The organism is Acrocarpospora catenulata, from assembly GCF_018476525.1.
Classification (GTDB): Bacteria; Actinomycetota; Actinomycetes; order Streptosporangiales; family Streptosporangiaceae; genus Acrocarpospora; species Acrocarpospora catenulata.
This window is the reverse complement of sequence record NZ_JAHCST010000024.1, coordinates 95293-106905: the sequence shown is the minus strand read 5'-3', so window position 1 is coordinate 106905 and position 11613 is coordinate 95293. Positions and strand designations below refer to the sequence as shown.

The window sequence follows — 11613 nt, the reverse complement described above, 5'->3', positions numbered from 1 at the left end:
ACAGGCCCGGGCTCGTGGAACCCCGCTCACCCGACGCGAGAGTCGGGCCGCCGGGCTGACCCGTAACTGAAAAGCATCAGTTGGTCGGCTCGCTACGCGACCCGACCAGACTCACGAAACATCGAGGCTAGAACCCGCCGCCGGGCACGACCCCATCATCCGGACCTTCGGCCGCTTCCCCCGGGTTTTCTCGGCGATCTATTCCGAGCAGGATCTAAGAGATTTCGTCAGTGAATGCAACCACCGGAGCTATTTCAATCTCCGCCTTGCCCACGCGCTCGAAGTACCGTACGTGCCGAGCGTCGCTCGTCTGCCGTTCCGGTCACGGCTTTACCAGAGCGCCGCTTTCGCCGGGCAGCGCCTGATGCTGCATGAGGAGGTCGACCGGCGTTTCTACCACCTGCCAGACCGTCTGGATCTACCGCTGCCGGCTCATCTCGTCATCGCGCTCAGGCGTGCTGCGGAACCAGCCGCGCTCCTAGGTGAGATTGCCGAACTGCGAGGGCGGGGAAGTGCGCTGCGGAGGAGGCGCACGGAATACGAGCGGGCACTGTTGACCGGGGATTCACCGGAGCTGATCGAACGGCTGCGCACGGCGGTCACGGCCGAGATGACGCGGTACAGCGTAGGATTCGGAGATCTAACGCCGGTTGCGCTCGGGGCCGCCGCCGCGCTGGCGGCGGCGACGTCCACCACCGCTGCCCTGATGATCAGCCTGATCGGCATCCTCCAAAGCATCGGATCAACGAATACCGAGCGTGCAGTCGCCCTGCGCAACCGCCTCCTTCGGCCGGTCGAGTGGTTCCTCAGCAGTACGACCAGCACGGCCAGCGCCATCACGACGACCAGTGCCGACATTCGGCGGCTGTGGGAACTCGGTGAGCAGGACACCGACTGGCTAGTTAAACGGCTCGCGGCCATGGGCACCCTCGGCCCGTCCTAACACGACTCACCTATACAGGTGACTCCGGCATGGACGCCCGCTCACGCGCTCCAGGAACGCTCTGCTCCCCGGCCGCCCGTCTCTCCTCGGGCTCGTTCTATCCGGGTGTCTTGCGCACGAGACCACAGGCCAGAACCGTGCTGAAAGATCAGTGGCCATCTCGACTCGTCCGCGGTAGGAGCCTGTCGAGGGCAGTCCGGTCGTCATCCGGATGATCGTTTGCGCTGGATGGGCGGCGGATGAGCGAACATGGAGCTAACACAGCAGGCAGATCGGCCCATAAACGCCACTAGCGCGTTCATGATCGGAATCATGAACGCGCTAGTAAACGGATGGTGCGCCGCCAGGGACTCGAACCCCGGACCCGCTGATTAAGAGTCAGCTGCTCTAACCAACTGAGCTAGCGGCGCTTGCGTGCGTAACGATAGCAGCCCTGGTGAGGGTACGCACATCGGAGCGACTCCGGGCGCGCGGCCGGTCAGTTGGGGTGGTGGTCAGTCGTTCCAGGCGCGGGCCGAGAAGGGGGCCGGGGCGCCCTTGCGGCCGGTGCCTTCGCCCCACTTGGTGATTTTGTAGCTGATGTTGATGTGGCCCTTGCCGCCGTTGTTCTTGACGGTCAGGGAGCCGTGGTCGAAGTCACCGTTGGTGAGTTCGGCGAAGGTCTTGGCGTCCAGGTCGAGCATGACGCCGCGCTCGGAGGGCTCTCCGGGGCCGCGGTCGCCGACGAAGAACTTCGCCTCCTTGCCGAGGTAGGTCACGTAGCCCTCGGTGCCGAGGGGCCAGCTGGGGCTGGCGGCCAGGCCCTTCTGCATGGGTTTGCCGATGGCCGGCATGCCGGTGTCCCCGGCGCGGCCGGAGCCGTCGTCCCAGAAGTAGGACGCGGTGGTGGTGCCGGTGAACAGGGCACCCTCGGGCACGGCGCCCTGGGGCGCGGGCAGGGCAGGGGGCTGTACGGCGGGGATGGAGCTCACGTCGGGGGTGGAGAGGGCGACCGTGGCGCTGGCGATGCCGGCTCCCAGGACGGCGGTGCCGGCCAGGGAGGCGACGACCAGCTTGGTGCGGTTGCGCAGGCCACTTATGGCGTTCATGAAGGATGTGCGATCTTTCGTGAGACGACAAGGGGACGGCCGCGTGCGTTGAAGGTTGGACCTGCGAGGTCAAAGGGGCAGGTCAGGGGGCACGGGCGTGCCTGCCGGGCGAGCCCCTGTTCGGGGCACGGCACCGGCTGGCGTCCGGATGCGGCCAAGTGGATGCCGCAGGATGGTCACCACTTGGTAACGAATAGGACTCTACCGGCTATGTCATGACAGAGCAAACGAAACCACCGTAAAACTCCCATAGCGGTCAATTTGGGTGGTGGTCGGCGTGGAGATCCGGGGTGGTTCGTCAGCCGAACGGCAAGAAGAGATCGTGACTCTCAGGGAGGGTGTTTGCCGTGGCATGACCGAACGGGTGGTGAACTGGGTCAGAGCATGATCGACCGGGAGCCGCCGATGGAAACCCTCCTGCAGAGTGCGACACGACTCTTCGCCGCGCTCGGATACGACGCGACGACCATGAGGCAGATCGCGGACGCCACCGGGATCGACCCGGTGAGGGCTGGTTTCACCGGCAACAAACGCGATCTCTATCTCGCGGTCATCGAGCGCGCCCACCAGATCGAGGTGGAGGCGATGGGCTCGGTCATCGAGAGCGCGGAACTCGCGGGGGAGGGCGAGGTCACTGCGGCGGTTCACCGCATTGTGGACACCTATCTCAACTTCTGTGTCGCCCATCCCGAGTTTCCCGCCCTGTGGATCCATCGCTGGCTCTACGACGCGGCCGATCTCATCGGTCTGGAGCGGGAGTTCTCGCAGCCGCTGATCACCACCACCACCCGGGTGCTGCGGCACGCGGTCGCCGACCAGAGCGTGGACATCGAGTACTGCGTCTGGACGCTCGTCTGGTGTGTGCACGGGTTCGTACAGGGGGGCGTGCTGGACGGTGAAGGGGAGCGGATCGGTGCCGAGTCCGGGGAGGAACTGGCCCGGTTTCGCCGGCATCTGCACATGCTGATCCACCGGGTGCTGGGATTGCCGGGAGATGTTCCGGACTAGCCGATTGACGGGGAGCGGCGACTAGGGTCATGATCGCAACCTCGTGATCGGAGGTCGGGTCATGTCCGTGGTCAAGGTCGCCGGGCGGTCGGACACCTGGGCCGCCACCACCCCCTCGTGCACGTATGTATTCGGGGTGGTACGCGCCGAAGAGGACGTCCGGATCGTCCAGTGGTACTGGGGGCCGCCGTTGCCGGAGGCCGCGCTTCCCGAGATCCCGCTCGCTGTGGCTCCCCGGCTGACGGCCAGCTTCCGGGATCCGTACGACATCGAGGAACTGTTCCCCGTGGACGGGGGGCGGCGGTGGGGCGTGCCGTCGTTGCGGGTGCGGTATCCGGGGGGTGTGCGGTCGGCCGAGCTGGCCTATGCCGGGGCGGAGGAGACGGCGGAGGGGATTGAGCTGGTCCTCCGGGATGACGCCTACGGGTTACGGGTCTCGTTGCACCTGACCTGTGCCGGGGATGTCATCGAGCGGTGGGTGAGCGTTTCCAACGACGGAGCGCAGGCCGTGCAGGTCGAGAGGCTGGACTCGGGGAGTTGGGTGATCCCTGAGCGGTACGGCTACCGCCACAGCACGGTGTCGGGGGCCTGGAGTGCGGAGAGTCGGCTCGGGCGGCGGGAGTTGCCGGTCGGGGAGACGACGTTCACCAGCCGGACAGGGGCCACGGGGCACCACGCCAATCCGTGGATCATGGTGGATGAGGGGGACGCCGGGGAGGAGTCCGGCGAGGTCTGGACGGTGGCGCTGGCCTGGAGCGGGTCGTGGCGGATGACGGCTCAGCGGCGTCCTGAAGGGGATGTGGCGGTCAGCGCGGGGTTCGGGCACGACGGGGTGGTCTGGCAGCTGGCGCCGGGGGAGAAGCTGATCACGCCGAAGACGCTGGGGTTGTACAGCGATGGTGGGTTTGGTGCGGTGAGCCGGGTCTGGCATGAGTACGCGCGGCGGTTTGTTCTGGCTTTTCCGGATGAGGATCGGCCGGTGCTCTACAACTCCTGGGAGGCGACCGGGTTCGATGTCACCGAGTCGGGTCAGCTCGCTCTCGCCGAGAAGGCCGCCGGACTGGGGGTCGAGCTGTTCGTGGTGGACGACGGCTGGTTCGGGGCGCGGGTGGACGATACGCGCGGGCTTGGGGACTGGTGGCCTAACAGGGAGCGCTTTCCGGATGGTCTGGCGGGGCTTTTCGACGGGGTGCGGGCGCTTGGCATGCGGGCCGGGCTCTGGGTGGAGCCGGAGATGGTCAATCCGGATAGTGATCTCTATCGGGCCCACCCTGACTGGGTTCTGCATCTGCCGGGGCGTCGGCGTGACACCATGCGGAACCAGTTAGTGCTCAACTTCGCTCGCGACGAGGTGCGGGGCTGGGCGTTCGGGTGGCTGGACGGGCTGGTTCGGGAGTACGGCCTGGACTATCTCAAATGGGATATGAACCGTAGTTTCAGCCAGGTTGGATGGCCGGGGGCGGGGGAGCGGGCCGATCGGGTCTGGATCGAGCATGTCGAGGGCGTCTACCAGATCATGGACGAACTGCGGCGGCGTAATCCTGGGCTGCGGATCGAGTCCTGTTCCGGTGGGGGTGGGCGGGTGGATCTGGGGATCCTGCGGCGTACCGACCAGGTCTGGACCTCTGACAACACCGATGCTCGGGATCGGCAGGTTATCCAGCATGGGTTCACGCAGTTCTACCCGCCGGGGGTGATGTCGGCCTGGGTGACCGACAGTCCCAATCCGCTGACGCGGCGGGAGGTGCCGTTGCGGTATCGGTTCCATGTGGCTATGGCGGGGGTGCTGGGGATCGGTGGGGATCTGACCCGGTGGGGGGAGGGGGAGCTCGCTGAGGCGCGGGGGCTGGTGGCCAAGTACAAGGAGATCCGTCCGATCGTGCAACGCGGGCGGTTGTACCGCTTGGCGGGGGATCCCGGGGTGACCGCCTCGGCGGTGCAGTACAACCTCGACGACCAGGTGGTCGTGATCGCCTACAACCCGTTCGCCCTCACCGACCAGCCTCCTCGGCGGGTACGCCTTGCGGGGCTCGACCCCGAGGCCGTGTACGAGGTGACCGGTTGCGATGACCTCGCGACCTTCACAGTGCCGGTGGGATCCCGCTGGCACGGCCGCACACTGATGTCCCACGGCGTCGTTCTACCGACCTGGTTCCACCTGGGCGCCGACTACCGCAGCGAGATCCTCACGCTACGCCGGCTGGATCGCCTTCTCGATGAGACTGACTGAAAACCCTTGGCAGTCCCCGTGGCCCAAGCTGCACACTGACGCGGTGCCAAAGCAAGTGACCGCCGTGATCACCGCAAACGACGAAGTACTCGGAGAAGTCGGCCCCTTCACCACGGACAGCCCCTGGTGGGCAGACGTGGAAGACATAGCCACCCACCTCTCCCAACTCCTCAAAACCGACGTAATCATCCTCCGCCTGCTCACCGTCGAAGACGGCGCTTTCAGCCGAGGCGGCCACGCGACCTACCATGCCGAGATCCTCAAACCCACGCCCAACTGGCTGATCCCACCCACCCACCCTCGAGATGGCAACCGGGAGGCTGATGCCGAGCGGGTTGGAGGGGGCAATGCGGCTGCCAATGGTGCCGCTGAGGGCGGTCACGAGGTTCAGTGCGGGGAGATCCTCGAGGGCACGCCCGACCGGCTGATCCCACCCACCCGCCCGGGTAATGGGGACCGAGATCCTGCTGTCGAGGGGGCTGGGCGGTCTGGCGCGGTGGGCGAGGGTTGCAGTCATGGCGGCCACGAGGTCCCCCACGCGAAATTCTTCGAAGCCGAGACGGCTGGGCGGTCTGGCGCGGTGGGCGAGGGTTGCAGTCATGGCGGCCACGAGGTCCCCCACGCGAAATTCTTCGAAGCCGAGACGGCTGGGCGGTCTGGCGCGGTGGGCGAGGGTTCCAGCCATGGCGGTCACAAGTTCCCCCACGCGAAATTCTTCGAAGACGTTCCCCGGTTGCGCCCGCTCACCAACCCCTTCGACCGGGAACCGCACCCCAAGCGCTCAAGCTGGGCCACCGCGACCGGTGTAAGGGCGGCGCTCTCCTGGGCAGAGGAGGTGCTCGGGGAGTCGATTGCCAAGGTTGAGCAGGTGAAGACCTGGAACTTGTCCGGACTTTTCAGGGTCTGGGTGGGTTCAGGGGTTGAGCCGGTGTGGTTGAAGGCGACCCCTGGGTTTGCCGCCTGTGAGTCGACGGCCATTGAGGTGTTCGGGTCGGTGGACTCCAGCCTTGTGCCCGAGGTGGTCGGTGCCGACCGGGGCAACCGGCGGATTCTGATGCGTCACATCCCCGGCGAGGACTGCTGGCAGGCTCCGGAGGAAGTGATCGAGAAAACGCTCCCTCGCATGGTTCGGGCCCAGGCCGTTCTGGCGGGCCGTGGCCGGATGGGGGCCCTCGATCGCACTGATTTGAGCCAGAGCGTGCGCACCTTGCTGGCCGGGGAGGTCGCCATGGAGCTCACCGAGGAGGAACTCCGCGAGGCGAAGGTTCTCGCCGAGCGGGTGCCCGCGATGACGGCCGAGCTGGTGGCGTGCGGCGTCCCGTACACGATGGTGCACGGGGACTTCCACCCCGGCAACTGGCGGTGGGACGGGACGAAGGCGGTGCTCGTGGACTTCGCCGACTGGCATTACGGGCATCCGGCGATGGATGTCCTGCGGTTGCGGGAGTTCCTGCCGGAGCGGAGAGACCACATCACGGACATCTGGGTACACGCCTGGCGGGTGGCGGTCCCGAGTTCGGATCCGGCGAAGGCGGTCGCGTTGGCGGAACCACTGTCGCGTCTCTACTACGCCGTCCGCTATCAGGAATTCCTCGACGGCATCGAGCCGAGCGAGCGCCGTTACCACGCCGGAGATCCGGCCGCAGAGATCAGGGCGGCACTGGGGAGATGAACGGGTGAGCGTGGCCGCCGCGCTGCCGGTGAGATAAGGGCGGTGCTGGGGGATGCGCGGGTGAGTGTGGGAAGTGGCCCCCACGGCGCGGCGGGATCTTGCTGTGCGTTGAGTTCGTGGGTGGCGTTGGGAATGGACCGGGGGCCCGCGCCGGACAGGGCCCCCGGTCCGGTCTGTCAGAAGCGGTAGGGGTTGGTGCCGAGGGCGGCCATCAGGTACCAGCTGGTGGCTCCGACGTGCTGGTTCTGGAAGTAGCCGAAGCCGAAGCCGGTGTCGAAGGCGCTGGAGGCGGCCACCACGCCGGAGCGGGCCGGGAGGGTGGGGCCGGTCCAGGTGCCGCCTTCGCCGGGGTTGGAGAGGCGGCCGCCGTTGGGGTCGGTGGTGAGGCCGACGGTCTGGCCGGCGCCGAGGCGGTCCTGGGCGGAGGCGATCTCGTTGAGGTGGCGCCGGGCCTTGGACCGGTCACCCCGGGCCACCAGCGCGGCGGCCAGGTGCGCGGTGCCCTCGAACCAGACCGCGTCCCGGTTGTTGTCGCCTGTCCCGTTCGGCACCGGCCCGGTGAGGGTCTTGGAGACGTCGCTGAAGGTCACGCCGGAGACCTGGTACCCCGCCGGGAGCTGGGAGTTCGCCGAGACCCCGCCCCGGTCCACGACGGCCAGGGCGGACGCCGTCCAGTCGACCGCCCGCCCCCGGTCCCCACGGGCGAGGTAGGCCCAGGTCTGCACGTCCTCCGGAATCGGACTGGGATTGATCTCGTTCGGGTCGTCCGCCGGGTTCGCGCCCTTCGTGCCGGTCCAGTAGAAGTTGCCGCGCGGGTTCCACATCGCGTCGAGGAAGTCCTCCGCCACCCGGGCCCTGGTCTTCCACACGCGGTTCCCGGTGAACTTGGCCAGCCCCTGGAAGAGCGCGTAGACGTCGATGTTGTGCTCGCTGGAGCACCAGCGCTGCCGCGTGGTCCCGTCGCCCTGCACGCCGCCCAGGTAGCCCCCGTACCGGTACGGCGACACGGCGTTGGCCACGATCCATTCGCCCAAGGTGACCGCGCCGTCCAGATACTTGCGCTCGCGCGTGCGGTCGTACAGGTGGGTCAGGGCCAGCGCGGTCCAGGCCACGTCACCGACGGCGGAGCCGCCGAACCCGAACGGCCAGAGGAAGGCCGCCTTGCCGTCCGCGCGGCGGATGCCGGGGAACTCGGGGCCGCCGCCGTAGAAGAGCATCGGCCCGGCCGCGTACGCCTGCCGTACCCGGCCGTCGGTGAAGGTCTCGTCGTTGGCCTGGATCCACAGGAAGGTGTCTCCGATGACCTTGGCCCGGCGGACGTTCTCCCGGGTCGGGCGGGACAGGTACGCGATGACGGCCAGGGCGTTGTCGTACACGAAGGCCGTGGTCATCAGCCCGGACTCGTTGTTGTAGCTCTGCGCCAGGCGGAGTTCGCCGCCCTGGCGGTAGGCGTCCAGCACGGTGTCGAGGTACCGGAAGGCGCGGTCTGCCGAACCGGCCAGGCGGTGGTCGACCAGGCCGCCGGTGGCGTGCGCCGTACCGGAGAGCAGGAAGGGGGCGGCCGCGACGGCGGTGGCGGTGGCGGCGGCGGCGGTGAACTGGCGGCGGGACAGGGCGGGGGACACGGGCGGCTCCACGAGAAGACTCATGAGAGAGCGCTCTCTCAGAGTGGCCATTGAACCGCTCGCGGGCGATCACCGCAAGACCCGCCGCACCGCCGCCGGCCCCGGCTGTGCGCTCCCGATGCCCTCCTTCGTACGCTCCGAGGGTCTGAACTTTTCATCGGATAAATCGGACACTTGACCAGTTTTAGCAGGGCAGGGCCAGGTGGGAGGTTTGGCCTGATGCGCCCTTCAGGAAACATGCTGTACATCCAGACGAAACGATCGGATGTTGGGAGCGCTCCCAAGGTTCGAGCAACAGTTTCGTCAAGGAGAAACAGTCATGGGACCCCACACGAGTGCCTGGCGAAAAGGCCTCACGGCGGTAGCGGCGACGCTACTCGCCGCGATCGGCCTCGCCGTCAGTCCGACGGCCGCGAACGCCGCGGTCGCCTGCCAGGTGACCTACACCAGGACCTGGGAAGGCGGCAACGGCTTCGGCGTACAGGTACGCCTGCAGAACCTCGGTGACCCGGTCAACAACTGGCGGATCACCTACTCCTACTCCGGCAGCCAGACGTTGCAGAACGGCTGGGAGGGCAACTGGAGCCAGTCCGGGCAGAACATCACGATCGCCGCGCCGGACTACGCCCCGAACCTGGCCGCCAACGGGGTCGTGCAGCCGGGCGCCAACTTCACCTTCACCGGGACCAACACCAACCCGACCGCGTTCTCGCTGAACGGCACCCCGTGCACCGGCCAGCCGCAGACGCAGTCCCTGGTCGTCACACCGACCAGCGTGTCGGTGGCCTCCGGCAGCACCGCCACCTACTCGGTCCGCCTGTCCTCCGCCCCCACCAGCAACGTGACGGTGACCAGCACCGCCGCGTCCGGTGGTGACACCGGCATCACGGTGACCGGTGGCGCCTCGCTGACCTTCACCAGCGCCAACTGGCAGACCCCGCAGAACGTGACCGTCACCGGCGCGACCGGCGGGACTGCCGGCACCCGGACGATCAACGTCGCCTCCTCTGGCCTGACCACGGTTCCGGTCACGGTGACCCGGACCGCCGTCGCCACCCAGTCGCTGGTCGTCTCGCCGACCAGTGTGTCGGTGGCCTCGGGCAGCACCGCCACCTACTCGGTCCGCCTGGCCACCGCGCCGAGCGGCAACGTGACGGTGACCAGCACCGCCGCGTCCACCGGCGACACCGGCATCACGGTGACCGGCGGCGCTTCGCTGACCTTCACCACCAGCAACTGGCAGACCGCGCAGAACGTGACCGTCACCGGCGCCACCGGGGGCACCCCCGGCACCCGGACGATCAACGTCGCGTCCTCCGGCCTGACCACGGTTCCGGTCACCGTGACCCGGACCGCCGTCGCCACCCAGTCGCTGGTCGTCTCGCCGACCAGTGTGTCGGTGACCTCGGGCAGCACCGCCACCTACTCGGTCCGCCTGGCGATCGCGCCGAGCGGCAACGTGACGGTGACCAGCACCGCCGCGTCCAGTGGTGACACCGGCATCACGGTGACCGGCGGCGCTTCGCTGACCTTCACCACCAGCAACTGGCAGACCGCGCAGAACGTGACCGTCACCGGCGCCAGCGGCGGGACTCCCGGCACCCGGACGATCAACGTCGCGTCCTCCGGCCTGACCACGGTTCCGGTCACCGTGACCCGGACCACCGGCGGCACCTACGAGCCGCACCAGGACAACCCGTACGTGGGTGCCGAAGGCTACGTGAACCCGGACTGGCGCGCGTCGGCCAACGCCGAGCCCGGCGGCTCCCGGATCGCCAACACCGCCACCGGCGTCTGGCTGGACCGGATCGCGGCCATCACCTCCGGCTCGGCCGGCAACAACAGCAAGGGCCTGCGTGACCACCTCGACCTGGCTCTCCAGCAGGACGCGGCCAACGGCTCCACCAAGACGGTCTTCCAGGTCGTCATCTACAACCTGCCCAACCGCGACTGTTCGGCGCTGGCCTCCAACGGCGAGCTGAAGATCTCGGAGAACGGTCTCAACCGCTACAAGACCGAGTACATCGACGTCATCGCCGGCATCCTGGCGGACCCGAAGTACGCCCCGCTCCGCATCGTGGCGATCATCGAGATCGACTCGCTGCCCAACCTGGTCACCAACCTCAACCTGGCCGCATGCCAGGAGGCCAAGAACACCGGCGCCTACGAGCAGGGTGTGGCCTACGCGCTGGGCAAGCTGCACGCGATCCCGAACGTCTACAACTACGTGGACGCCGGTCACCACGGCTGGCTGGGCTGGGACACCAACTTCGGCCCGTCCTCGCAGCTGTTCGCCTCCACGGCGGCCAGCGCCACCGGCGGCCGGGCCACCGTTGACGGCTTCATCACCAACACCGCCAACTACTCCGCGCTCGTCGAGCCGTACTTCACCATCAACTCGACGGTGAACGGCCAGACCGTGCGGCAGTCCCGCTGGGTCGACTGGAACTTCTACGTGGACGAGCTCAGCTACGCCCAGGCGTTCCGGAACCGGCTGATCCAGGACGGCTTCTCCTCCAACATCGGCATGCTGATCGACACCTCGCGCAACGGCTGGGGCGGCCCGAACCGGCCCACCGGCCCGAGCACCTCGACCGACCTGAACACCTTCGTCAACCAGTCCAAGATCGACCGGCGCATCCACGCCGGCAACTGGTGCAACCAGAGCGGCGCGGGTCTCGGCGAGCGGCCGAGGACGGCGCCCGCCGCGGGCATCGACGCCTACGTCTGGATCAAGCCGCCGGGCGAGTCGGACGGTTCCAGCTCGGCCATCCCGAACGACGAGGGCAAGGGCTTCGACCGGATGTGTGACCCGACCTACGGCGGTAACGACCGTAACGGCAACAACGCCACCGGCGCTCTGGCCAACGCCCCGATCTCCGGTCACTGGTTCTCGGCGCAGTTCCGCGAGCTGATGGCGAACGCGTACCCGCCCCTGTAAGGACGCGGTAGCCGTAGCCGATTGATCGTCGTGGTCCTGCCGCGGTTGGGGGTCCTCCTCGGCAGGACCACGACTTACCACTGAGAAACCGAGAAACCCGTCCCAT

General features: G+C 67.8%; 7 protein-coding genes and 1 tRNA gene. 5 read left to right on the top strand and 3 right to left on the bottom strand.

Annotated elements, in window-relative coordinates; genetic code table 11:
• Positions 1–292 precede the first annotated feature (292 nt).
• Positions 293–943 (top strand): hypothetical protein, encoded by a 651-nt coding sequence (locus KIP79_RS24385; RefSeq protein ID WP_214107232.1) that lies wholly within the window; start codon positions 293–295, stop codon positions 941–943.
• A 333-nt stretch (positions 944–1276) separates the two neighbouring features.
• On the opposite strand, the gene KIP79_RS24380 is transcribed toward KIP79_RS24385, so the two are convergent.
• A tRNA-Lys gene (locus tag KIP79_RS24380) sits at positions 1277–1353 on the bottom strand.
• A gap of 84 nt (positions 1354–1437) precedes the next feature.
• Positions 1438–2031, bottom strand: a complete 594-nt coding sequence (locus tag KIP79_RS24375) for a hypothetical protein (RefSeq protein WP_214107231.1) — start codon at positions 2029–2031, stop codon at positions 1438–1440.
• Between the two features lie 405 nt (positions 2032–2436).
• Between KIP79_RS24375 and KIP79_RS24370 the strand changes: the two genes are divergently transcribed.
• The 3 genes from KIP79_RS24370 (at position 2437) to KIP79_RS48570 (ending at position 6941) form a co-directional block, all read left to right on the top strand.
• Positions 2437–3039, top strand: a complete 603-nt coding sequence (locus tag KIP79_RS24370) for a TetR/AcrR family transcriptional regulator (protein ID WP_250213740.1) — start codon at positions 2437–2439, stop codon at positions 3037–3039.
• Positions 3040–3100: 61 nt separating this feature from the next.
• Positions 3101–5269 (top strand): alpha-galactosidase, encoded by a 2169-nt coding sequence (locus KIP79_RS24365; protein WP_214107229.1) that lies wholly within the window; start codon positions 3101–3103, stop codon positions 5267–5269.
• Positions 5270–5324: 55 nt separating this feature from the next.
• Positions 5325–6941: an aminoglycoside phosphotransferase family protein gene (locus tag KIP79_RS48570; RefSeq protein ID WP_214107228.1), complete on the top strand. Its 1617-nt coding sequence runs from the start codon at positions 5325–5327 to the stop codon at positions 6939–6941.
• A gap of 176 nt (positions 6942–7117) precedes the next feature.
• Here the strand turns inward: KIP79_RS48570 and KIP79_RS24355 are convergent, their stop codons facing one another.
• Complete coding sequence (locus tag KIP79_RS24355; RefSeq protein WP_214107227.1) at positions 7118–8590, bottom strand: hypothetical protein; 1473 nt, start codon at positions 8588–8590, stop codon at positions 7118–7120.
• 295 nt (positions 8591–8885) lie between these two features.
• Between KIP79_RS24355 and KIP79_RS49610 the strand changes: the two genes are divergently transcribed.
• Positions 8886–11507 (top strand): glycoside hydrolase family 6 protein, encoded by a 2622-nt coding sequence (locus KIP79_RS49610; protein WP_214107226.1) that lies wholly within the window; start codon positions 8886–8888, stop codon positions 11505–11507.
• Positions 11508–11613 lie beyond the last annotated feature (106 nt).

Excerpts from the sequence above, each read along its gene's own strand:
- KIP79_RS24375 (WP_214107231.1), bottom strand. The coding sequence starts at position 2,031 with ATGAACGCCATAAGTGGCCTGCGCAACCGCACCAAGCTGGTCGTCGCC.
- KIP79_RS24370 (WP_250213740.1), top strand. The coding sequence starts at position 2,437 with ATGGAAACCCTCCTGCAGAGTGCGACACGACTCTTCGCCGCGCTCGGA.
- KIP79_RS24365 (WP_214107229.1), top strand. The coding sequence starts at position 3,101 with ATGTCCGTGGTCAAGGTCGCCGGGCGGTCGGACACCTGGGCCGCCACC.
- KIP79_RS24355 (WP_214107227.1), bottom strand. The coding sequence starts at position 8,590 with ATGAGTCTTCTCGTGGAGCCGCCCGTGTCCCCCGCCCTGTCCCGCCGC.
- KIP79_RS49610 (WP_214107226.1), top strand. The coding sequence starts at position 8,886 with ATGGGACCCCACACGAGTGCCTGGCGAAAAGGCCTCACGGCGGTAGCG.